This window comes from Rhizobium sp. BR 250 (assembly GCF_047445855.1).
In the GTDB taxonomy this organism is placed as follows: domain Bacteria; phylum Pseudomonadota; class Alphaproteobacteria; order Rhizobiales; family Rhizobiaceae; genus Agrobacterium; species Agrobacterium tumefaciens_I.
This window is the reverse complement of record NZ_JARWKW010000005.1, coordinates 25492-49559: the sequence shown is the minus strand read 5'-3', so window position 1 is coordinate 49559 and position 24068 is coordinate 25492. Positions and strand designations below refer to the sequence as shown.

Annotated in this window: 16 protein-coding genes and 1 pseudogene; 4 read left to right on the top strand and 13 right to left on the bottom strand. The window is 58.8% G+C overall.

All coding sequences use genetic code 11. From position 1 onward, the window contains the following. Positions 1 to 31: 31 nt before the first annotated feature. The 5 genes from QD336_RS09610 to QD336_RS09590 form a co-directional block, all read right to left on the bottom strand. Positions 32 to 1240: a glycosyltransferase family protein gene (locus QD336_RS09610; protein WP_499170423.1), complete on the bottom strand. Its 1209-nt coding sequence runs from the start codon at positions 1238 to 1240 to the stop codon at positions 32 to 34. Between the two features lie 72 nt (positions 1241 to 1312). Continuing rightward, complete coding sequence (locus tag QD336_RS09605) at positions 1313 to 2488, bottom strand: ABC transporter permease (RefSeq protein ID WP_269347022.1); 1176 nt, start codon at positions 2486 to 2488, stop codon at positions 1313 to 1315. Further along, the gene (locus QD336_RS09600) at positions 2485 to 3483 is read right to left on the bottom strand and encodes an ABC transporter permease (RefSeq protein ID WP_026363773.1); all 999 of its coding nucleotides are present in this window, start codon (positions 3481 to 3483) and stop codon (positions 2485 to 2487) included. Before QD336_RS09600 ends, QD336_RS09605 begins: the two co-directional genes overlap by 4 nt. A 1-nt stretch (position 3484) precedes the next feature. Then, positions 3485 to 5386, bottom strand: a complete 1902-nt coding sequence (locus QD336_RS09595; protein ID WP_499170421.1) for an ABC transporter substrate-binding protein — start codon at positions 5384 to 5386, stop codon at positions 3485 to 3487. Further along, positions 5383 to 7275 (bottom strand): ABC transporter ATP-binding protein, encoded by a 1893-nt coding sequence (locus QD336_RS09590; RefSeq protein ID WP_499170420.1) that lies wholly within the window; start codon positions 7273 to 7275, stop codon positions 5383 to 5385. Before QD336_RS09590 ends, QD336_RS09595 begins: the two co-directional genes overlap by 4 nt. Before the next feature lie 210 nt (positions 7276 to 7485). On the opposite strand from QD336_RS09590, the gene QD336_RS09585 reads away from it, so the two are divergent. Then, the gene (locus tag QD336_RS09585) at positions 7486 to 8448 is read left to right on the top strand and encodes a glycosyltransferase family 32 protein (RefSeq protein ID WP_499170419.1); all 963 of its coding nucleotides are present in this window, start codon (positions 7486 to 7488) and stop codon (positions 8446 to 8448) included. Here QD336_RS09585 and QD336_RS09580 read toward each other — a convergent pair. Together QD336_RS09580 and QD336_RS09575 are read right to left on the bottom strand one after the other, a co-directional pair. Further along, on the bottom strand, positions 8440 to 9183 hold the full coding sequence (locus tag QD336_RS09580) for a polysaccharide deacetylase family protein (RefSeq protein ID WP_499170418.1): 744 nt from the start codon (positions 9181 to 9183) through the stop codon (positions 8440 to 8442). The genes QD336_RS09585 and QD336_RS09580 overlap by 9 nt on opposite strands. After that, positions 9180 to 10277 carry a glycosyltransferase family 4 protein gene (locus QD336_RS09575; protein WP_499170417.1) on the bottom strand — a complete coding sequence of 366 codons (1098 nt, stop codon included), beginning with the start codon at positions 10275 to 10277 and terminating at the stop codon, positions 9180 to 9182. Before QD336_RS09575 ends, QD336_RS09580 begins: the two co-directional genes overlap by 4 nt. 127 nt (positions 10278 to 10404) lie before the next feature. On the opposite strand from QD336_RS09575, the gene QD336_RS09570 reads away from it, so the two are divergent. Together QD336_RS09570 and QD336_RS09565 are read left to right on the top strand one after the other, a co-directional pair. Next, entirely contained in the window at positions 10405 to 11745 is a 1341-nt protein-coding gene (locus QD336_RS09570) for a nucleotide sugar dehydrogenase (RefSeq protein ID WP_499170416.1), read from the top strand. Between the two features lie 4 nt (positions 11746 to 11749). Beyond that, positions 11750 to 12232, top strand: coding sequence for a class I SAM-dependent methyltransferase (locus QD336_RS09565; protein WP_499170415.1), 483 nt, complete (start codon positions 11750 to 11752; stop codon positions 12230 to 12232). Positions 12233 to 12264: 32 nt separating this feature from the next. On the opposite strand, the gene QD336_RS09560 is transcribed toward QD336_RS09565, so the two are convergent. The 4 genes and pseudogenes from QD336_RS09560 to QD336_RS09545 form a co-directional block, all read right to left on the bottom strand. After that, positions 12265 to 13959: an adenylate/guanylate cyclase domain-containing protein gene (locus QD336_RS09560; protein WP_499170413.1), complete on the bottom strand. Its 1695-nt coding sequence runs from the start codon at positions 13957 to 13959 to the stop codon at positions 12265 to 12267. 267 nt (positions 13960 to 14226) lie between these two features. Further along, the gene (locus QD336_RS09555; RefSeq protein WP_269347037.1) at positions 14227 to 15087 is read right to left on the bottom strand and encodes an MBL fold metallo-hydrolase; all 861 of its coding nucleotides are present in this window, start codon (positions 15085 to 15087) and stop codon (positions 14227 to 14229) included. A gap of 190 nt (positions 15088 to 15277) precedes the next feature. Beyond that, entirely contained in the window at positions 15278 to 15733 is a 456-nt protein-coding gene (locus QD336_RS09550) for a cyclic nucleotide-binding domain-containing protein (RefSeq protein WP_269347039.1), read from the bottom strand. 43 nt (positions 15734 to 15776) lie between these two features. Then, positions 15777 to 18495 (bottom strand): annotated as a pseudogene (locus tag QD336_RS09545) (ABC transporter transmembrane domain-containing protein). A gap of 344 nt (positions 18496 to 18839) precedes the next feature. On the opposite strand from QD336_RS09545, the gene QD336_RS09540 reads away from it, so the two are divergent. Beyond that, positions 18840 to 20660, top strand: coding sequence for a hypothetical protein (locus QD336_RS09540; protein ID WP_499170410.1), 1821 nt, complete (start codon positions 18840 to 18842; stop codon positions 20658 to 20660). Here the strand turns inward: QD336_RS09540 and QD336_RS09535 are convergent. Both QD336_RS09535 and QD336_RS09530 read right to left on the bottom strand, forming a co-directional pair. Continuing rightward, entirely contained in the window at positions 20628 to 23084 is a 2457-nt protein-coding gene (locus QD336_RS09535; RefSeq protein ID WP_499170408.1) for a glycoside hydrolase family 2 protein, read from the bottom strand. The genes QD336_RS09540 and QD336_RS09535 overlap by 33 nt on opposite strands. After that, the gene (locus tag QD336_RS09530; RefSeq protein WP_499170406.1) at positions 23081 to 24064 is read right to left on the bottom strand and encodes a DUF1839 family protein; all 984 of its coding nucleotides are present in this window, start codon (positions 24062 to 24064) and stop codon (positions 23081 to 23083) included. Before QD336_RS09530 ends, QD336_RS09535 begins: the two co-directional genes overlap by 4 nt. Positions 24065 to 24068 lie beyond the last annotated feature (4 nt).

Genomic DNA, 24068 nt, shown 5'->3' with positions numbered 1-24068 from the left:
TCTTTTGAAGCGGTGTTGGTCGGGAAACCGCTCACGCGGTGAGCGTGATAGGCGCCTTTTCGCTCTCGGGTGGCAGCCATTCGGCGATCCGGCGCGATATGTTTTCCAGACCGTCGAGCTTCAGATTCTGCGAATTGACGGAAGGTGGCGCGCGGTTCGGCAGGGCTTTGAGAGCCGCTGCCATCTTGGCGGGGTTCTCCGCGTCTTCCGGCAGAAGCATGTCGAAAAGGCCAAGCTCGGATGCCCGGCTGGCGCGGATGAGCTGCTCCTCCCGTGGCACTGTGCGCGGCACGACGAGGGCCGGCTTGTCGAAGGACAATATCTCGCAGACGGTGTTGTAGCCGCCCATGGAGACAACGGCCTGCGCACCGGCGACGAGGTCTTCCATGCGATTGTCGAATTCGATGATCTCTATATGCGGAATATCGACAACGCTGTTCATGAAGCGCTGGCGCTGATCCGCCGGCATATAGGGGCCGAGCACGACAAGCGCCTTATGCGTCAGTTCGCTGTCATGGCGATAGGCGTTGATGACGTCATCGATCAATTCGCTGCCGTCGCCGCCGCCGCCGGTGGTGACGAGGAGATAATCGCCTTCCGGCCGGTGCGACACGGTTTCGGCCTGCGTCTTTGATCTTTGCAGAAAGCCGACGAAATCCATCTTGTCGCGCACGGTCTGCGGAACATTGAGCCCGGTCAGCGGGTCGTGGAAATCCGGCGGACCATAGACCCAGACATGGTCATAGAACTGGCCGATCTTGGTCATGACGTTGTTGCGCTTCCACTCGGCCTCAAGCAGCTGCGGTGCATCCATGACGTCGCGCAGGCCGATGACGAGCTTGGTGCCCTGTCCCTTGAGATAGGCGAGCGTTTCTTCCACCTCGCCGCGCAGGCCCATGGGCTCCTTGTCGACGATGAAGATGTCCGGCTGGAAGCTTTCGGCGGTATGATAGATGATGGAGCGGCGCATCTTCAGCGTTTCCTGAAGATCGATATGTCTGTCCATCGAAGTGTATTCGCCGTTGCGCAGCTTGATGACGCTCGGGATTTTCACGAAATCGACGCGGGCGCGATAATCAAAAGCGCCGGCAATGGTCGCGCCGGAAATGATGAGGACGTTGAGGCCGCGATAATCCTCCACCAGGGCATGCGCGATGGTGCGACACCGCCGCAGATGGCCGAGGCCGAAGGAATCGTGGCTGTACATGAGGATGCGCGCGTCGTTCAAACGGGAACTCATGGGCCACACCTCTTGTTGCCTTTCACGATGAAGGCGGCGTCGGAAGGGCAGTATATCAAGGCATATTCCATTTTATTTGAACGGGTCCGCTGCATCACGTAGTCCGTCACCGAAGAAATTAAAGGCCAGAATGACGAGAACGACCGGGATCGTCGGGATGAGGAGCCACGGATATAGCGCAATGACGCTGACGCTGCGCGCCTCCGTGAGCAGAATTCCCCAACTTGTGATCGGTGGCCTGAGACCGAGGCCGAGGAAGCTCAACGCTGTCTCGCCGAGAATCATGCCCGGTATCGTCAGGGTGGCCGAAGCGATGAGGTGCGACATGAAACCGGGAATGAGGTGTCTGCCGATGATGCGCGGCGTACCGGCACCCATCAATTGCGCAGACAAAACATAGTCTTCCTCACGAAGCGCCAGAAGTTTGGAGCGCACGGCGCGCGCTAGCCCCGTCCAGTCCAGCATGCCGAGAATGATGGTGATGCCGAGATAGACGAGGATCGGGCTCCAGGTCACCGGCATGATTGCCGCCAGCGCCAGCCACAGCGGAATGCTGGGGATGGATTGCAGCACCTCGATGATGCGCTGGACAATCAGGTCGAAGGTGCCGCCGCGATAACCCGCCAGACCACCGATCACAATGCCGAGAACGAAGCTCATGGCGACGCCAAGAAGGCCGATGGTCAGCGAAATACGGGCGCCGTAAATGATGCGGGACAGCACATCACGGCCGAGACGATCGGTGCCGAGCAGGAAGAATTCACCGCCCTCTGCCGGGCAAACGAGATGGGTTCTGCCCTCGAACAGGCCCCAGAAGCGATAGGTATCGCCCTTGCAGAAGAAACGCAGCGGCTGAATATCCGTCGGCACATCCCGGTAGACGCGCCGCAGATTATCCATGTCGAGCGTCATTTCCCGGCCATAAACGAAGGGGCCGACAAATTTTCCGTCGTTGAAGAGATGAATGGCCTGCGGCGGCGCGTAGATATGCTCGATATTGCGGGTATGGAGATTATAGGGCGCGAGGAACTCGCTGATCAGGATCGAGAGATAAAGCACGACCAGAAAAGCGCCGGACCATACCGCGACCTTGTGCTGGCGGAACTGCCACCACATGAGGCGCAGCTGCGAGGCCTTGCTGAAGGCCGCCATTCCCGATGTGTTGGGTTCGATCAGGGACGGATCGAAGGGCGCGGTCGAGACATAGTGCGGCAGGGCTTCGCCGGGGTTCGGAATGGATGAAGTCATTTGACGTTACCACCTCCGAAGCGGATTCTCGGGTCGAGTATGGCAAGGGCGATATCCGACACCAGAACGCCGATCACCGTCAGGAAAGCCAGGAACATCAGGAACGAGCCGGCCAGATACATATCCTGGCTTTGCAAAGCCCGGATGAGCATCGGGCCGGTGGTTTCGAGCGACAGGACGACGGCGGTGATTTCCGCGCCTGAGATGATGGCGGGCAGGATCGAGCCGATATCCGAGATGAAGAAATTCAATGCCATGCGCAGCGGATATTTGGTGAGCACCTTGAAGGGATGCAGCCCCTTGGCGCGGGCTGTCACCACATATTGTTTCTGCAGCTCGTCCAGCAGATTGGCGCGCAGGCGGCGGATCATGCCGGCCGTGCCCGCCGTTCCGATGATGAGGACGGGGATCCAGATATGTTCGAGGATCGACTTGAACTTCGCCCAGCTCATCGCCTGGTTCAGATATTCCCGGTCCATCAGATGGCCGATGGAGATGCCGAACCAGATATTGGCGAAATACATCAGGATCAGCGCCAGCATGAAGTTGGGAATGGCAATGCCGAGCAGGCCGAGGAAGGTGAGCCCGTAATCACCCCAGCTGTATTTATGCGTGGCGGAATAGATGCCGATCGGAAAGGCAAGGATCCAGGTGACGATGATGGTGACGAAGGAGACCAGAACCGTCAGCCAGAGGCGGTCTCCCACCACATCGCTGACCGGCAGCTGATATTCGAAGGAATAACCGAAATCGCCAACCAGCATGCCGGTCGCCCAGCGGAAATAACGGATCGGTGCCGGCTGGTCGAAACCGTAGCGGACGCGCAGTTCCTCGATTTCGGCAAGGTTTGCCGTCTCGCCCATGGCACGCAGCTCGGCGACATAACTTTCGAAATAATCGCCCGGCGGTAGTTCGATGATGGTGAAGACCAGCATCGAGATCAGGATCAGCGTGGGGATCATGACGAGGATGCGCTTTAAAATATACCGCAGCATCTCAGGCGTCTCCGTCGTACCAGAAGGCATCCGGCAGGTAGACGCCGAGATAGGATGTGGGTTCGTAACCGAAAAGCGCCTTTTCCGGCACGTTTCGCATGCGTTTGACATGGACAACGGGTTGCAGCGCGCCATTGACGATGCCGATCGAAAACACCTGCTGCGTATAAATACCGAGCATTTCCAGCCAGATCGCCTCGCGTTCTTCCTCGGTGACGCTTCTGCGCCATTTTTTCAGGAGATCGAGAAGATGCGCCGCCTCCGGCAGGTCAGGCTCCTTGCCCTCGCGCCCGCCGGATAGATAATGAATGCCCCAGACCGGCCATTGCAGCTGATCGTCGCCGGTGGGGGCGAGACCGGAAGGCAGCATGTCAGGGGTGGGCACGCCATTGTCCATGCCCATCCATACCGACATCAGCACCTCGCCGCCCATGGCGCGCTTGCGGAAGACATCGCGCTGGGTGGGGCGCACGGAAACGGCAATGCCGATATGCCGCCAGTGATCCGTCACCAGTTCCATCACGTCGGTTTCAAGCGTGCTTTCGCCTGTCGTCTCGACGATGATATAGGCCGGTCGCCCATCCGGCAGGAGCCGAAGGCCGGCATTGTCGCGCTTGTCGAGGCCGGCTTCATCAAGCAGCCGGTTGGCCGTCGCACGATCGAAAGCGCTCCATGCTTCGGCGAATTCCTGCCGGTAGAGCGGGCTTTCCGGCAGGACGGTATCGGCGCTTTCTTTTGCCAGCCCGTAAAAGCAGACCATGTTGATTTCATGCCGGTTGATTGCGAGCGACAGGGCACGGCGCACACGCACGTCCTGGAAAGCGCTGCGCCAGACCGGGTCGGCGCAATTGAGATTGGGCAAAAGCGCGATGCGCGAGCCCTGAGAACGCTTGTAGAGATTGACCTTCAGCGGGAAACGCTTTTCGGCATCCTTCAGGAAGGTGTAATCGGCGAAGTCGAGGCCGAAATATTGCAGGTCGCTATCGCCCGATGCCGTCTTGGCCGAGATGATATCGGAAGAGGTGACGTTGAGCAGGAACCGGTCGAGATAGGGCAGCTGCAGGCCGTTTTCGTCGACACGGTGATAATAGGGATTGCGCTCGAAGACGAATTGTTCGGCCGGCGGCGCGGTGGTGTTACGCCAGGCATCGAGCGTCGGCAGATCAGGGTTTTCAGGGCGCACCTGCCGCGACATCTTGATATGCAGACCGCTCCAGTCATCCGTCTTGTTTTTCTTGATGAGCTTGGCGAGTTTTTCCGCCGTCTGATATTTGACGTGGAACTGTTTCATGTAGGCGGCGGGCAAAAACAGCCGCGCCGGCGAAGCGGCGGCGAGCTTCGCCAGAAAATCGGGGTTCGGACCATCCCAGGTGTAACGGACGGTCAGCGGGTTGATGACCTCGATCAGCGGTGGCTTGCTGTTGACCAGAAGTTCGATCGGCGGACCACCCTTGTGGATTTCCCGGTTGAGGGCGACGTCCTCCCAGAAATAGCGGAAATCCTCTGCGGTAAAATCGCTGCCGTCGGACCATTTGTGGCCTTCGCGCAGCCTGAAGGTGAAGATGCGCTCTTCCTGAACATCGTAGCTTTCGAGAATGTCCGGATGAAGCTCGAATTTTTCGTCATAACCGACCAGGCGGGCATAGTTGCTGATCGGCATGAGCCGGATGTCACGCTGGCCGCCTATGAGCATACGCACGGAGCCACCATGTTTTCCCGGCTCGCGGCCAAGCGCTTTCATGTCAATGACGCGCGGATTTTTCGGCAGGCGTTCCGCCACGTCCGGCAATTCGCCCTTCTCCCGCTTTTCCTTGAAATAAGCGGGATCGACATAGGCGGCGCGCGCATAGGCCGGCAGAAAAACGGAGGCAAGCAAAGCAAGCGTAGTGCGGCGCGTGATCAAGGGCGAAGCTCCCGGATATCGGCATTGCCGTTGGCGAGGACGAAATGGCCTTCGCCGAGATCGGCGGAAATCATGTCGCCATCACCCTCGTCCCGGAACTGTTTGCCCCAGTCGAATTTGCCCGTTGCGCTGATCTTGCCGATGGTGCGGAAATCGAGCGGACGATCGAGATCGGGGAAAGGCACGGCGGCCAGCAGGGATTTCGTATAGGGATGGACCGGAGAGCGCATCAGGATTTCCCGCGGCGCCAGTTCCACGATGCGACCTTCGCACATCACCGCCACGCGGTCTGCCATATAATCCACCACCGCGAGATTATGCGAGATGAAGAGATAGGTGAGCCCGAGATCCTGCTGCAAATCCTTCAGCAGATTGAGGATTTGCGCCTGCACCGAAACATCGAGGGCGGAGACGGGTTCATCGCAGATCAGCAATTCGGGGCCGAGCGCCAGGGCGCGGGCAATGCCGATACGCTGCCTCTGGCCGCCGGAAAAACTATGGGGGTAGCGGTTCAGCGCGCTTTCTCCAAGGCCAATGGCCCTTACGAGATTACGGACTTTTTCCGCGCGGTATTTCGCATCGCCGCGCCCGTGGATTTCGAGAGGCTCGCTGAGGATATTGCCGACGGTCATGCGGGGAGACAGCGATGAAATCGGGTCCTGAAAGACCATCTGTATCTTCGAGCGCAATTCCTTGAGGTCGCCGTTCGTCGCATTGAGGACATCGATATCGCCCTCTGGCCGGTGAAAGGTCACCGAGCCTTCATCCGGGCGAACGGCGCGCATGAGGATTTTGCTGACGGTGGTTTTGCCGCTGCCGCTTTCGCCGACCAGTCCGAGGCATTCGCCGCGGCGGATTTCAAAACTGACGCTGTTGACCGCCTTCGTGGCATTGGCGTCGCTTTTGCGGAACCAGCTGGATTTGCGGGTCGTGAAGGTCTTGCTGATATTGTCGACGGTCAGAAGCGGGCCGGGGGTTTTGTTGACCGCAGCGGTCTTTTTGCCGACAAGGCTTTCGTGGTCCACCTTGATTTCGCGTAGCGCCTTCAGCCTCTCGCCGGGCTTCATGTCGAAATGCGGTACGGCGGCCATCAGGCCCTTGAGATAGGGATGGCCCGGGGACTTGAAAATGTCATCGACGGTGCCGGCTTCCATGATCTCACCCTGATAGATCACGGCGACCTCGTCGGCGATGTTGGCGACCACACCAAGATCGTGGGTGATGAGCAGCATGCTCATGTTCAGCCGGCTCTGGAGATCGCGCAGCAGCTTTAGGATTTGCGCCTGTATCGTCACATCCAGCGCCGTCGTCGGCTCATCGGCAATCAGCAGTGCAGGCCGGCAGATCAGCGCCATGGCGATCATGGCGCGCTGACGCATGCCGCCCGACAGTTCGAAGGGATACATGTTCACGACCTTCTTGGGCTTGGAAAACCCTACGAGATCGAGTGTTTCATACATTTTTTCCGCGCGCTCGGCCGGCGACAGGATGCTGTGGATTCTGAGCGCTTCATCGATCTGGTTGCCGATGGTGTGCAGCGGCGAAAACGAGGTCATGGGCTCCTGAAAGATCAGACCGATGCGATTGCCGCGTATCGAGCGGATTTCCCGGCCGTCCTTCGGCAATTGCAGCAGATCGATCGGGCCGGTGGCGGTATTCTCGGGGTCGGTAAACAGCACGCGCCCGTTCACCCGCGCCGTCTTGGGATGGATGCCCATGATGGTCTGGCCGATGACGGATTTTCCGGAGCCGGATTCTCCGACGAGAGCCGTGACTTTTCCCGGGAGAATACGAAGGCTTGCGCCCCTGACGGCATCGATGGTGCCGCCCATGAGAGAAAAAGAGACCCGCAGATTTTCAATACGGAGCAAATCTGCGCCAGCACTCATGCCAAAAGGTTCCTTGCCGTCTCTTTATCGTTGCCTTGTGACAATTGTTCAGGAGGGCTTAAATTCACGTTATCGCAGGGTTTGTTGTCTGTCTATGCCTCTGAAACATCGAATTGTTTAGCAAATTCAAAGCCGGCTGCCGAAATGCGGCGGCTTGCCTGACGGCGCCTGTTTCGTGATATGTTGACGGGCGCTTTTGAATGAGGATCCATGTCCGACAAGAAATATTATGACGCTGAGCTCGATAAAGCCCGGCAGTTGCAAAATGATGGCCGATATGGCGAAGCCAACGCGCTTCTCTTATCGCTGGTTGCAGCAAAGGACGCGCATCTGATGGGTGAGCGAACCGTGCTCGGCCTGCCGCGCCGTCTGCATGCCGCGCGGCTGCGTCTCGCCAAGGCCGAAGGCGATCTGGTCGCCAGGGTCGGGTATCAGTATACGCTGGTTCCGCCACCGCAGGCGCTGGCAAAATATGCCCGGTTTTCCCCGGAAGAACGGCGCATGATCAATCTCAAAAGCCGGGAGGATGTGCCGCGGCTCATTCACCAGATATGGATCGGGGAAAAAGCTCCGCCGGTATCGGTCAAAGCCTGGGCTGCACATGCCGCAACGCACGGGTACGATTATCGCCTCTGGCGGGAGGCCGATCTTGAGCGGGAGGGCGTGTTTTCGAACAGCATCTTCAACAGGATGCTGGGCGAGGGCGATTATCCCGGTGCGGTGGATGTGGCCCGCTATATCCTGCTGGAACGTTTTGGCGGCATCTATCTCGATTGCGACTGGTATCCGGCGCGCGACGATGTGAGTTTCGATTCCTTCCTGCCCTTGGCGGGGCTGACGGCGTTTGACGAAAAAACGCCGCGCGATACGGGGCAGGGCAGCACGCTGCTTGCCAATTCCTTCATCGCAGCACCGGCCGGACATCCGGTCTTCCGCAAGATGTTGCAGGCTTTTCCGGGGATCATCGAAGAGATGCCGCGTGCGCCGGCCTGGTGGTCGACCGGCCCGCTGATCTTCACCGTCATCGCCCGGGCGGGCAGCATCAGCCTTGCCCCGGCGGCGTTCGTTGCCGCGTCACTTCCCGACCGCGCGCCGCTTGAGGAGGTGGAGGAGGTCAGGCAGAAACTTGCGGCCGACGCAGGCGGGATACTGATCGCCTGGAAGTCATGGTGAAATTTCGTCAACGAGGTCTTTCGAGGAACGCCAGCGGGCGGCGGGATGCCCGGCGGTTGTTTCGAAAAGCCGTCGCAGGAAGCGCCAGACATTGTCATCATGCACAAGATGATGGGTAAGGATACCGGTCTCGCCGCCTTCTTCGGCAGTGCGCAGGATGCGGGCGGCGGTCTCGGCAAATAAGATGTCGTCGGCACGGCCGCCACGGCTGCCGTGCCAGTCGATCACATCGACATGGGTGTTCAGGCAAGGCGGCACGGTGTTTTTCTCTGGACCGTAAACGGATAAAGCCCGATATCCGAGATCGGCCAATCCCTTGACGATACCGGCATCGATGCGGTTCCATGGCGGCACGAGCATCGGCACCAGACGTCCGCCATGCAGGTCGTGGAGCTTATCCAGTCCGGACTGCAATTCATCGAGAACGATGTCCGGGTCGCGATGCGATCCGAGTTCCTGTTTCTTTTCCTTGGCTCCGGCATAATTCACATGGGACCAGCCATGGACGGCGACCTCAGCGATATCCGAGACATCCAGATGCGTTGCAAGCTTGTCCGTCGTCATTTCGGGAATAACCGCGAGTGTGACCGGAACGGAAAAGCTGCCGCAAAGATCAAGCAGCATGTCGAGCGCCTGTGTCGGCTCCACCGCATCATCGTCCCGGAGCCAGAGATCGGCCTTTATGCCGCGCCGGCTGCATTCATCCAGTGCCGCGACGAGTTTTTCCAGACTCATGATCTTCGTGCCTTTGCCTGCATAAGGATATGGTTCAGTTTCGTTGCGGCGTTTTCCAGAGATCGTTCATCGATGACGAACCGGCGGGCCGCTTCTGCCAGTTCCTCACGCTGCCTGTCATCGCCGAGCAGGGTCCGTATCGCCTCGGCATAGGCGGCTGTATCATTTTCCGGTGTCAGTAATCCTGTCGTGCCGGATTTTACCACTTCGGGAACGCCGGCCACTTTTTCGGCCACGACGGGCAGACCAGCGGCCTGTGCTTCGAGATAGGCGAGACCATAGGCCTCGCCATGGCCCGGCCAGACATAGAGGGACGCTTTTGAAAGAAGTGCCGCAATCTCCGTTGCGCCTTTTTCCCCATGCCAGACGAGGCGGTGATCGGGAAACGTGCTGAACATGGCCTCTACGGCTGCGCGTTCCGGGCCGTCGCCGACGATATCCAGCGTCCAGTCGAGATTTTCAGGCAATAAGGCCAGCGCTTCGGAAAGTGCGCGATAGCTTGAGAGCTTGTCGCCCGCCCGCATCATGGCGACGGTGACGAGCCTTCCATGTTCCGGCCGCGGTGTGTTGTGGAGAAACGCTGCGGCTTCGATGAAGGGCGGCAACATCGCCCATTGCAGGGTGGGGGAAGCGCGCACCAGCCCTTCGCGATCCCGCGCGGTGAAGCAGATATTGACCGCAGCCCCGTTCAATGCGGCGAGCAAATCATCCTGAACCGCCTGCCAGCCCATGCCGTTGCGCTTCGGCGAATAGGATGCCTCGGCGGTCAGATAGGCGATGCCGAAACGTCGCGACAGTTCCGGGCCGAGCAGGTCAGGGGCCTTGTAATAGGGGTGATAACAAAACCAGAGGTCCGGTGCGCCCTCCTGCCGCCAGCGCCGCGAGATCGTTTCGATTTCGCGCTCGGCGGCTTCGGCGAGCGACGGCCGCGCCGGATCGTCCGGCTGTTTCAGAAAGCTGCGCAGTTCCGAGGCGACAAAAACGTCATGGCCGCCCATCGTCATCGCTTTCATCAACAATCGGGCCATCAGCCGGTCGCCGGAGGGAACAGGATGGTTGGGTGATTTGAGCGGCGAATAAAAGGCGATCTTCATGCCGATGGTTGTGCGTCGCCGGCAGCTTGGGCGTCAACCGGAATTTGAAAGGCCCGAGCCTTGACAGGTCAGTCATTCTTGCCCAACTGAAAGGCATCTTTTGCACATGCGCGGAGCGTGACACGCTTTGACTTCTCCAGACATTTCCCAGACCCTGCTTTCCAGCATTGAAAACAAAAGCGCCAAAGCGGGGGTGATCGGCCTCGGCTATGTCGGCCTGCCGCTTGCCATGACGGTTGCCAAGGCCGGCTTCAAGGTCGTCGGTTTCGACATCGATCCCGGTAAAATTACCGCGATCGAAGCGGGCCGCAGCTATATCGAGGCGGTTTCGGATGAGGTGCTGGCAAGTGTGCGGCAGGATGACGGTTTCGTTGCCACCAGCGATTTCTCCAGACTGGCCGAATGTGATGTGATCGCCATCTGCGTGCCGACGCCGCTGACGAAATATCGCGAGCCGGACCTTTCCTATGTCGAAAAGACCTGCCGGGAGATCGCCGCCCATCTGCGCAAGGGACAGCTTGTGGTGCTGGAATCGACCACCTATCCCGGCACGACCGACGGGGTGGTGAAGACCATTCTGGAAAGCACCGGCCTCGTCTCCGGTGTCGATTTCTTCATCGGCTTTTCACCTGAGCGGGAAGACCCCGGAAATCGCGATTTCGAAACCTCGACCATTCCGAAGGTCGTCGCCGGTGATGGTGAGGCGGCCGGAAAACTGATGGCGGCATTTTACGGCTCGGTGGTGATGAAGATCGTTCCGGTCTCGACCAATGCCACGGCGGAGGCGGTGAAAATCACCGAAAACGTCTTTCGTGCCGTCAACATCGCGCTCGTCAACGAACTCAAGGTCGTCTACGAGGCGATGGGTATCGACATATGGGAAGTGATCGATGCGGCGAAAACCAAGCCGTTCGGTTTCATGCCGTTTTATCCCGGTCCGGGTCTCGGCGGCCATTGCATACCGATCGACCCGTTCTACCTCACCTGGAAATCGCGCGAGTATGAATTGCCGACGCGGTTCATCGAGCTTGCCGGCGAAATCAATACCGGCATGCCGCGCCATGTCGTCGGGCGGGTCGCCGAAGCGCTCGATATCCATTCCGGCAAGGCGCTCAGCCGCTCCAAGGTGCTGGTGGTCGGTCTCGCCTACAAGAAAAACGTGCCCGACATTCGCGAAAGCCCGTCGCTGAAGCTCATGGAGCTTATTCAGGAGCGCGGCGGCGAAGCGGCCTATTTTGATCCCTATGTGGCCGAAATCCCGAAAACCCGGGAATATAGCCACCTGATGGGCATGAAATCCGTGTTATGGGACAGTGAGACCATCGGCGGCTTCGATGCCGTTCTTGTCGCGACCGATCACGACAATGTCGATTATGCTGCGCTTAGCGACTGGGCGCCGCTGATCATTGACACACGGAATGTCTTCGCGCGCCGGGGCATTGGCGCAAAACACATCATCAAGGCCTGATATTATGAGCAGACTGGACAGTTTCATTCGCCGGTTAACCGCGCAGCGCGATATCCTCAACCATGTCAAGGCCGATCTTGATCTGCCGGATGAGGGCGCGCTCATGGAGATCGGGCTTGGAAACGGGCGCACTTTCAATCATCTGCGGGAACTGTTTCCCAACCGCCGCATCATCGCTTTTGACAGGGCCATGGGCGCGCATGCCTCCTCCGTTCCACCGGAAGAGGATCTGGTGATCGGTGAAATCTCGCAAACCGCTCCGGCTTTCATCGGCACAGATGCGGCGATGGTGCATGCCGATATCGGCACGGGCTATCCGGAAAAGGATGCCGTCACCCTGACATGGTTGCCCGATCTTGCCGCGGGCATGCTGGCGAAAGGCGGTATCGCCATCAGCGGCCTGCCGCTCGATCATGCCATGCTGAAACCGCTGCCGGTGCCCGAAAGCGTGCCGACGGACCGTTATTTTCTCTATCGCAAGATTTGAGGCCGAATAGCCCGGCCGCAGCAGCGCCGGGCTTATAAATAGCGCTCGCTCTCTTCCTTGGAGAGCAGAAACACTTTCATCTGCGAGTTTCGCCCGCGAATGGCGATATCTTCGCTTCTGAGATCGGCAATATCCTGTCCCGCCTGAATGAGGGCCGGTTCGGAGACCACGATGGCGGCGCCGAATTCCTTCGCCTTGGATTCGAGCCGGCTTGCCACATTCACGGTATCGCCGATGGCCGTCAGGGTTTTTGCGGCGCCATATCCCATGACGCCGACGATGGTCGGGCCGGAATGAATGCCGATCACGACTTCCAGACGGACGGCGAATTGTTTCTCCAATCCCTCGTTCAGGATTGCGATATCCCGCAATATAGCTGCCGCCGCCTTCATGGCGTTGCGGCAGGCGTGTTCGGCGTTGTCGCCCAGTCCGAAAAGGGCCATGGCGCCATCGCCGATGAATTTGTCGAGATGACCACCAGCCTGTTCGACGGCCTGGCCGACGATGGTGAAGTAGCGGTTGAGAAGAAAGACCACATCATAGGGCAGCTTCGCTTCCGACAGCGTGGTGAAATTGCGCAGATCGCAGAAGAGGATGGCGATTTCCTCTTCCCGACCGGGCCGGGCAGGCTGCGCATCCGCCGGCAGGTCGCTCTGCTGTGGCGGTGAAACGAGAAGTGCGACGTCAAGATCGCTGGTGGGGCGCAACTGACAGCCAAGCCTAACGTCCGAATCGGCATGGATGCGCCGCAATGTGGTTTGTTCGATATCGCCGGGCGGCGGAAGCGGGCCCTTGCTGCTGAGAACCTTGACCCGGCAGGTCGAGCAGCGCCCCTTGCCGCCGCAGACGGAATAATGCGGGATGCCGGCAATTCTGCTGGCTTCCAGAATGCTGAGCCCGGCCGGGACACGCGCCTGCGCGCCATGTTCGTAGCGGATTTCAATGGCGGTCAGCCGCTGCCGGAAGCTGCGCGCGCCACGCAATAAGAAGACCAGCACCACCGCCCCGGCGAAAATCGCTTCCGTCGTGCCGGTGATGAACTGGATCCGGGTCTCCATTTCCCGCTGCAGCGAAATTTCGTCTCGTTGCACGGTGTTATCGGTGAGCCCCGGAGGAAGCGAATATTTCCGATCGACCTCTTCGAGCCAGCGGCCGGCATCGCTGAAACCCAGCAGTGCCAATAGCGGCAGCATCACAGCCACCGTCATGAACAGGCCAGCAATTTTCGGATACCAGTTCCGATAACGCAGCCAGAAATAAAGGCCGATACATCCGTGGACCCAGATGACGATCAGGGCGAGGCTTTGCCAGGCACCGCCGATGGGGTTGTTGATCCAGAGCCGGCGAACGATTGTGTAATAGCCGATGTCGATGCCGTAGAGCATGTGCGACACGCGGATATTGACGGCGTGGCCGATGATCAGAAACGGGATCGACAGGCCGAATATCACCTGAAGCGCTTCGCGCAGCGGCATGCGCAACGTTCTGCGCAAATAAAGCGAGCGCAGGACAAGACAGACATGCACCACGACCGAACCATAAAAAAGCAGGCTGCTGACGGGATTGAGCCAGATCAGGCTAAACCATTTTCGCGCCCGTTCGGCGGTATCGATGGAGATGAGTGCGAGGGAGTGATTGGAAAGGTGGGAAAAGACGAAAGCAAATATGATGAGGCCGGATGAAATCCGGGCGCGTCTCAAATTGGTCTCCGAAAAGAAACGGATCATGCAAATCCCATCAGATGGCCGTTCGGCGTCAAGTCATGCAATATGTAGTGGCGATCCCCTGGACCGTCTGTCACATTTCCGGATGGAAAATCGAGCCCCACTGTTCCTGGAAATATCCTAAATGCAGGCCGTCTCATGGCAATATCGTGGAGCAATCGATCGGATTTGGTCAATTGTGCGTGTTCGAACTCACGCATGGCCAGGGACGTTCATTCCGTATGTCGAAAAACGGCCGGAACCTGAACTTTCGCCGGCGCCAGGCTGTGGTCAGAGTACGATGATCTGGCCGTCCATGGCTGCGAATGCGCCGCTAAACTGTGCTTTCGCCTGCTTTTCGATAGTGTCCAGCTCCTCGTCGCTGCGGCTTGGTGCGTGGTGGATGAAGCCGACATTCTTTGCGTCGGCGAGTTTGGCGAGCCGGATCGCCTGCTGCCATGAGGAGTGACCGTAACCACGGTAAAGGCCCATTTCCTCATCGGTGAACATGGCGTCGTAGAGAAAAAGATCGACGTCCCTGATGAGATCGAGCACGGTTTCGTCGATGCTGCCCGGCTCATGTTCGGTGTCGGTGATGATGGCCAGCGACTTGCCTTCCCAGTCCAGCCGGTATCCGATGGCGTTACCTGGATGGTTGAGCATTCCGGTTCTGATCGAGAGACCGGGATGCACATCGAGCACGTCGCCCGCCTTGAAGTCCCGGGTTGCGATCTTGGCGCAGCATATCTCCAATGGCACGGGGAACCAGGGCGGGCTCATGAAATCCTTGAGCATTTCCCGGGTCGTCATGGCTCCGGCGAGATGGCCCGACCAGATCGCGACATCATTGGAGCTGTTATAAAAGGGCTTGAAATAGGGAAAGCCGACAATGTGGTCGTAGTGGCAGTGCGAGAAGAACAGATTGACGTCGGTAATGCCTTCCGCCCGCAGGGCAAGACCAGCGGGATGCAGGCCCGAACCTGCATCGAACAAAAGAACGTGATCGCCGCACCTTACTTCGATGCAGATGGTATTCCCGCCGTATTTTCGGAAGTTTTCACCTGAAACGGGAAGCGTTCCCCGCGCACCCCAGATCTTTACCCGAAAATTTCTATTACTTTCCCGACTTGCTGTGTCGGAATCGAACACCATGACACACCCCAATAACAACGGAATCTTGCACGCTTTCCTCCCATGAAGCCCGTTGTCTCTACAGATTCTTATATCCGCCCTTTTGGGCGGATGCCCTTTACCCCTTATTCAGTCAGCATTTCATTTATATTGCAATAGTACGACATTTATTTTTCCAATATCGCCATTCAAGGTAGCAAGGAATTGCCGTTTATGTCTTGGCGCCTGCGCGCGCTTTGCTCAGTTCCGCCGTCGTCTGGGTAAGGCGTTCGGCCAGAACGCGCATGACCTTGATGGTGATATCGGGGAAATCGGACATGAGCTTGAAGAACTGTTCCTTGCCGATGCGCAGGGCTTCCACATTGGTGGAGGCGCGGATGGTCGCGGTTCTGACGCTGTCACAGAGAATGGCGATTTCGCCGACGATCGCGTTGCCGGTCATCTCGGTCACTTTCAGCGGTCCCGATGGGGAATCGACCAGCACATCCACTTTTCCGGTCAGAAGGACATAGGCCGCATCGCCGACATCTCCCTGCCGGAACAGTATATCGCCGGCATGATAGGAGACCCGGTCGGATGCGAATGCGAGCAGCTTGAGCTTGGACGGTTCCATTTCCGAAAAAAACGGAACCCTTTTCAGCATCTGAATTTCGTCTTTAAACAGCATTGCTTTACCCTGTTCTTGTTCCACCTCGGTCACCTTCTTGGATTTATGTTGCGACCATGTCCTTGAATGTACCGTTTTCCTCGGCGAGAGTCTCGTAACTTCCGTCGGCGGTGATCAGGCCCTGATGAACGACGATGACCCGCTCGAACATGCGCGAGAGGTGGGCGTTCGACAGAACCCATACGATGGACGGGTTATTGTTGTTCTGTTTCAGGAGTGTGATGACCCGCTCGACAATTTCCTCCTGCTGTCGGGGATCGAGGCCGGGAAGGGGGCGGTTGAAGATGTAATATTCGGATTTGCGGATGAGTGCCCGTGCAAGATTGAGCTTCTGGCGCTGAAGCGGGCCGAGCCGCTTGCCGCCGGCCCCCCAGGTTGAAATCCAGCCCCACAGCCAGCACGCGCTCATAAACACCCTGCATGCGCATGACATCCGCCACGATACGGGTGATGCGCCGCGAGGCGTCGGTATAGCGATGGCTGACCTTGCCGAAGAGAATATTGTCGAGAAGGCTGGTGGCGCTCATGTATTTGGTCGGATCGTAGATTTCGATCACGTTTTTCAGGCTGTCGGGCAGGTTCTCATGGAACATGTGCCGGACCTCGACGATCCGATTCATGATTTCCGGCGAGAGAAGACCGAAACGCTGGCGAGGTTCGATGTAGAAGAAGCTCAGCCGCAGCATTGCGCGCTTTTCGCTCTCATTGGCCTCGTCGAAGCTCTTTCCCTGAAGCCGCTGCAGCATCTGCTGATAGACCGGGATGTCATCAGGCGTCATGAAGGTGAGCTGCTGGAAGAAGGGGTGATCTCCCGGCAGGTCGGCGAAGATTTCCACGATGTTTTCGGCAATGGTGTACCCCATTTCAAAGAGGGTTTTGACAAGGCCGGTCTCACGCATCAGCGAGCGGAAATAGTCGCTTTCGATGACGGTTCGGATCGTCTGGGACGGGTCCCGCATGGTGCCGAACAGCAGGTTCTCACCCACCGTCGCTTCGCTGTTGTAGCTCTCCAGTTCGAACGGCGCGATGAGGCCGCTCAGATTTTCCCGTTCCAGTTCGGCGCGCAGCACATGTCGTAGTTCAACGATGCGGGCGGCCAGATGCAGGTCGGTCAGGGGATCGATTGACGAGCGCAGGGCAAATTCCAGAATATCCTGTGACAGTTCCACGCTATCGAGTACGGCGAGAACGGCCTTGATGAGATTTTCCGGCTTGCCGTCGCCGGCCGGGCTCGAGGCATAATCGATCCATTCGCTGTTGATGTCGATCAGCGGATTACCCGCCATCCTCGCCTCGTGGATTTCCCACTTGCGGTGCTCAAGTGCTGCGCCTTCATAGTCCTTATCCACAAGCGGCGCATGTTTGAGGCCGTAAAGCAGATTGTCCTTCAGGCTGGCGTGGAAAAAATAACTGTCCGAGGAGACGTAGGAGATGCGCCGTCCGGTCAGCGATTCCGGCAATTCCAGGATATCGACGTCATTGATGCTGATCTTGCCGGAGGTCGGCCAGAGGGTGCGGCCGATCGCATCCGCCAGCGCCTCGGCGCCCGAGCCACCGACGATGGCGATCACTTCGCCAGGCTCGATCTTCAGCGACGCCTGCTCCAGAAGCCGGCTGCCGCTGTCGTCCTCGAGCGTCAGATTGGCGACGACGAGCGGCGCGGTGATGGCCGCGACGGCGCCGGGGGATAGTTTCTGCACCTTTTCGTCGATCATGTTCGGAGCGTCGAACTGCTCGAAGACCTGCTCATATTTCACCTGCACGTCCTGACGCGCCTGATCCCAGTCGATCAGTTCCTTCAGTGGTCCGGGCAGTTCCTTATAGGCGTTGATGACGGCGACGAGCTGGCCGACATCGAGGCTGCCCTTCAGGGTGAGATAACCGCCGAGCGCATAAAAGAAGAAGGGCGTGAGCTGTGCCAGGAAGTTATTGATGAATTTGACCAGAAACTTCCACTGGTAGAGATCGTAACGGATCTTGAAGATGTCGCCGAGCCGGTGCGAGGCATCGGCGCGCTCGTAATTCGACGTGTCATAGGCATGGATTGTGCCGATGCCATCGACCATTTCGCCGATGCGCCCGGCCAGCTGGCGGGCGCTGAGCTGCCGCTGGCGACCGAGTTCGATCAGGCGACGGCGCATCTTCGGGATAATGCCCACCTGGATTGCAGCCATGAAAGCCGCGATCAGGCCGAGCCAGAAATTCTGCACGAGAATGAAGAAGAGCGCAGAGAGCGCCTGCCCGCCGAGAAGTGCCGGCTGTACGAAGGCGTCGCCGGTAAAACCGCCGAGCGGCTCCACCTCGTCCTTCACCATGCTGGAGATTTCAGCGCCCTTTACCCGCTTGAAGTGGGTTGGCGGAAACCGCAGGATCTTGTCGATGAGCTCGAAGCGGATACGCCGCAGCAGCCGCTCGCCAAGGCGGCCCTTGTAGGTATTGATGTAATATTTGAAGAGCCCGTTGATGATGACGAGCGCAAGGAACGTCAGGCTGAGCGCCATCAGCATCGACATGCGGCCGAGTTCAAGCCCGGGGAATAAGGTCACGGTGCCCCAATAGGGAATATCGACCGTGAGATGCATGAAAAGCTGCGTCGCGTTCGCCCCTTCAAAACCATCCCCCTGGATAGGCCCGTTGACGATCTGCTTGGGCAGGTCGAAAGCAAGGAAATAGGGGATCATGGACAGGGCCACGATCAGCAGAATGAAAAGCTGCTGCCGCCTCGTGTGCGACCAGATATAACGCGTAAGGCTTTGTTCCATATATAACTTCTATGACCTGTCGGGCGAGGCCCGGCGTGTTGGTTTGCGCGATGTCTAGACGATCCGGTGGCCGGGTGGCGCAACCTCCTCCTGCAAATAGGTATGGGATTCGCTATTTATCAGTATATTCAAGCGGTTTCGAGCAAAATAGCGGTCTCGTCGGGACTTGTCCGTCGCTCCGGTGATTGTTTTTGCAACGTATGGATGGCAGGCGATATAAATACGACTATATTTTTAGAGTTCTCTAATATTGTTGTTTTTATTGTAGCGCAGGCGTTATGACGCTTCGATACAATGATCCCGTAATGGTTGAGCCAGACACTGGCGCAATGATGGCAAGGTCGATGGCGATAGATATTTCAGAGCGTGCAGGCGGCAACCCTTTCCTTGATGCATTGCCGCTTGCCGGCGTTGACTCGAAAGGGGGCGTTGCGCATCCTGTGTCTTTTGAAGGGCTTGCGGGCATTTTTCATCCGGCGCGCAAGGATGTAAGGCAGGCCCATGCCGTTCTTTTCGTCAGCCCATGGGGCATGGAAGAGCTATGCAGCCGCAAGTTTCAGCGGGTTCTGGCTGAGAGGCTGGCGGCTCGCGGCGTCGCGAGCCTGCGATTTGATTATCTTGGCGCGGGTGATGCCTTCGATCCGGATGATGCCGGTCGCGCGGCGGACTGGCTTTCCGACACGCGTGCCGCGCTTGCCTATCTGAAGCGTCTTTCCGGATGTGCCGAAGTGGTTGTCGTTGCGCAGGGTCTCGGTTGCCTGATCGCGGCGCAGGCGCTTGCCGGTCTCCCCGAGGCTGGCTCCATGGCGTTCATGGCGCCGGTCGTTTCCGGCCGTGCCTATCTGCGCGAACTGGCGATGTGGTCATCCATGATCGATGACGGCCTTGGCCTTCGGCCTGCGCAACGCCTCGCGGAGGCTGGGGCGATTGCGGACATGACCATGCCGGCGGGTGTTGCGGACGCGATCAAGAAGGCCAATCTTTCCAATATGACTGCCGCTCCGGCGCACGCCATTCTGGTTCTGTCGCGACCGGGCCGTGTGACCGATGCCGATTTTGCCCGGCATCTCGCCACGATCGGCGGTCAGGTGGAGGAGGCGGAGTTTTCAGGCTATGACGATCTTGTCTCCAGCCCCACTCTTTCGAGAATATCCGGCGATGTGGTGAACCGGCTGGTCGAGTGGGTTCTGTCCCGGACCCATGCCGAAAGCCCGATGGTATCGGGGGAAAGTTTCATCCTCAATGTCCCGCAGCGCGGCCGTGGTTTCGTCGAGCAGCCGGTGCAGTTTGGCGAAGGCGGGCGGCTTTTTGGCGTGTTTTGCGGACCGGATGACCGGGACGTGGTGTCTTCGGTTCTTCTGCTGGGTGCTGCCTATGACCGGCATGCGGGCTGGGGCAGGCTTTCCGTGCAGATGGCCCGTTCCCTGGCGCGCGAGGGCGTGGCGTCGCTGCGCTTTGACGCAGCCAATATTGCCGACAGCCCGCCCGTCCAGAACGTGCCCGATCAGGTTCTCTATGATGCCGCGCAGAATGACGACGTGGCCGCCGCGCTCGATTTTCTCGGCAGGCGCAGCACGGGGCCTTTCATTGCGGCGGGCCGGTGCAGTGGCGCCTACCTCGCCTTTAACGGCGCCCTTGCCGATGATCGGATCGGTGCCGTGGTCGCGGTCAATCCGGTAGTCTTCCATTGGCGCAAGGGCCGCTCGGTGGATGAAGCGCTGCACAAACGGCCGCGTTCCTTCGGGGAATACAGCCAGCGTTTTCGCCAGGGCGCGACATTCAAGCGTCTCATCAGTGGCGATGTCGATGTGGTAAGCGCCGGTCTGAACATCCTCAAGGCGACGATGAAGCGGCTGTCGACAAAAACCGCAAGGTTGTTCCGCAGGGGCAGCGAGGAAGGGCGTGCCGTTTTCGGCGCTTTCGACAGGCTGAAGGCGAAGGACACCACCATTCGTCTGCTCTATAGCGACAATGACGATGGTCTCGAGCATTTCCAGTATTATTTCGATGCCAATGGTGAAGGGCTGGCAGCCTATCGCAACGTGTCGCTGACCATCATTCCCGATGCCGATCACAATCTCTCCACACCGGAATCAAAGAAAATCTATATCGAAACGGTGAAGCAGCTGGCTCTAGAAGGAAAACCGCCGGCTGGAACCCAGTGATACGACCTCTCCGGAGGGAGGGGTTTCGGTTGCCGCGGTCTCCGGCAGAAGGTTGATTTTTCTGGTTTCGCCGGGGCCGAGATGGAACCAGTTTTCCAAGGCTCGATACCCTTCCGCCGCGATATGGACGGATTGTGCCAGCCGGTCCGTGCCGATTTCGAGGCACCAGTTGCCGTCCGTTTCGCTGGTTGCGACCTGAAGGTTTGCCGCATGCAACGCCTTTTTCCGACCGAGCGGAAAATGGAACGCGTCGGCGATAACATGCCCGGTCCCAATATCCCGAAGGCGGGCGACCGTCACATCATGGGATGGCGGGCCGAAACGATAGGCATAGGTAGTATCGAAAAATGCACCGAACAGGTCGGTTGCGGTAATCGTCTGGCTTTGTCGCGGCAACAGGGTGAGTGGCCGTTTGGCATGAACGACGGGCTGTATGCCTTCGCGCAGGCAGGTCAGTTCCAGCATGACGTTCGGGCTATCGCCGGTTTCGTTGAGGATGTGAATGTCGAGCCCGTTGGTGCCTTCATCGGAAAGGCTGACCTGAACGGGACGGAACGCCCTTTTCAGCGCATGCCAGACGGATTTGGGCCTGCCAGTGGCATCGATGATGCCCCAGCCCGCGCCGGGGACGAGATCCTGCAGCGTCCAGACTAGCGCGCCCTGACAGGAGGAGCCGCTGCGCCGCCATTCGGCGAAGGTCGCCTCCATCGCCTCGGCAGTCGCGGCGCGCGACATGTCGAGATAAAGGCTGCCATCTTCCCGCCGCAGCACATCCGGTTCAACCTCGTAAAGCAGCTTCAGATAATGATCGCGGACATCCTCGAAATCCCAGGAGGCGCCACGGTCACGCGGTGTTCGGGCTTTCCATCGCGGATCGTGAACGGCAACGCCGGGAAGATATCTGTCCAGCGTTTCCTGTTCGGGAATATTGGCGAAGGCGAGACACTCGGCGGCAAAACGCAGATCGGCGCGGCGGGCATCTTCCAGCGGCCGGCAATAGGCGCCCACGCCGTAATAATGGCCGACGCCGGCGTTAGGAAAAAACGGCAAAGCGCCGCCGGAAGGGGAATTGGCGACATAGGCCGCACCCGGCCGTTTTTCGGCGACCAGTTCCGGCAGGACCTCCTCGGTGAGCGTTCCCTTCCATATCTGCTCCGGCAGGCCGAGCATTGCGCCCTGCTGGTACATTTCACTGCCGCCGCAGAAAACGGTGAGTGATGGAGAAAGTGCCGTCGCTTCAAGGAACTGCGAGATTTCCGCGACGATATGCTGGCGCAAGCCGTCATCTTTTGCCGGATAATCAAAATTGGCGAGCATGGCATCCTGCCAGACCATGATGCCGAGTTCGTCGCAGAGGGCGAAGAATTCCGGCGTTTCATAGGCCATGGTGCCGCCGATGCGGATCATGTTCATGCCGGCTTCCGCGGCTTTTCGGAGCCAGGGCTCATAGTCCGGTGTTGTTCCCGGCAGACGGACAATGTCGGCTGTCGTCCAGACCGCGCCGCGGCAGAAGACGCGCTCGCCATTCACCTTGAGGCCGAAACCTCTGCCGTCATCGCCGTGATCGACCTCGACCCGTCGGAAGCCGGTGCGTCCAACGTGATGTTGCGTGCCATCCAGTTCCAGAACGACGTCGTGCAGAGCCGGCATGCCATGGGTATGCGGCCACCATTGCTCTACATTGGATATGCGCAGTTCGCCGGAAAGTTTGCCGTTCTTGTCCCGGGAAAGGTCGGTGCTGTAACCGGCGCAGCCAAGCCGTGCCGTTTTTATGGGCCGGTCGGTTTCCAGCGCGATGCTCACCGTTCCCGTTCCGTCCGCGTCCAGCGAAGACCGGAGCGTGCAGAGCAGCCCGTCCTGCCTTATCAGGCTGATGGGCCGCCATGGGCCGGCGGCATGGACTTCCGGGCACCAGCCGGGCATGTAGCCGAGCGCCGTGGTGCGGATCAGCCGCAGCCCTTGTGTATTCATCATCTGCGGCCGCCAGCGGGCGCGCGGACCGGTTTTTTCAAGCCGGGGGGCGAGCGCGCGAAAGCAAATCGAAAGCTCATCCGCGCCTGTCAGCTCGACGGGCACTTCCAGCCTTTCGAACATGCTCTGGCTTGCGGCAATCAGCCCGCCGTTGAAGAAAATTTCGGCAATGGTGGCAAGACCATCGAAGCGCAGGGTCGCCCGCTCCCGGGCGTCGGAAATCATCGTCAGCCGATACCAGGCGTCCCTGTCATTCAAGGCGATGGGGGCGAGGCGATCGAATTTCCCGGCGTTTTCCAGAGCCTGTGCGACGGTGCCGGGAACGGAGACATGCAGGCTTTCAAGCGATGCCGGAATGTCGGAGGGTGTTTCGCAGGCATCGGCGGGTGTCAGTGTCAGCGTCCAGCCTTCACTCAGCAATTCCTCGCTTTCGCCGGGAAGATAGGTCCTCACGCGGCCTCGCTGGCATTGGACAGTTTTTCGCTAAGGCTTTCCATCAAGCCATCCCATGCATCCGCGGCCGGATCGAGCACAGTGGCCAGCGCATCGAATTTACGGCGGGTGACGGCGCGGGCAAGCTGGAACTGCACGGTCTTGGCAACCTCCGAGATCTTGAGCGCGTGGTCTCTCGCTTCCGAAAAATCATTCGCATCCAGCCATTCGAAATGGCTCGCCGCCAGCTCGAAATTGGCGCCGAGCTGCCGCAGCGTATTGAACGCGTATTTGTGGAAGAAGCCGAAGGGTCTGTCGGCAACCTTTTCCACCTGGGCCGGAAACACCTTTGCAAAAGCCCGGACCGGGTTGACGGAGGGGCGCCTGGAAAAATGAAACTTCAAGAGCCGTTCGGCCGTCTTGCGAATATGAGCGGCAGAAGGAGTGACGTCCGCGAATTTCGCAAATTCGGTATAGGGCAGGAAAGGCGGGTCGGTCTCGGCCAGATGATGCTGGAACAGTCCGTCAAAGTCCTCGCCGGAGAGATGGAAAAAGCCGGCATTGTGGAAATAGTCGAGTTCGCGCTTTTCGAGATCGAGCCGGTTGATGGCGATGGTGGTCTTGCCGTGTTCCTTTTGGTAGCCCACCCCATGGGTGTCGGGCATATAGAAGCTGTCCATCTCGATCAGGCAGATGCGGCCGCGCTCCAGCTGCGCCTCGATGTGGTCTTCCACCCTGTCGAAGATCGCAAGTTCGGTGGCGCGAACGCCATAAAGGGCTTCGAGGTCTTCCAGCGGCACCTTGAAAAAGGTGAACTGGTCACCTTCGAAATCCTGCGTCAGGGTGAAACCGAACATGGCTTCCGGGGATAAGCCTTTCGAGGCCAGTACCTCGATCCATAAATCGATGTAGCAATTGGTCTCCGGCCACATTCTTTCCGAGGAATGAAGCGGATGCTGCACATAGTTTTTGGGATCGAGGCCCGGAAAAATCTGCCGCATGGAT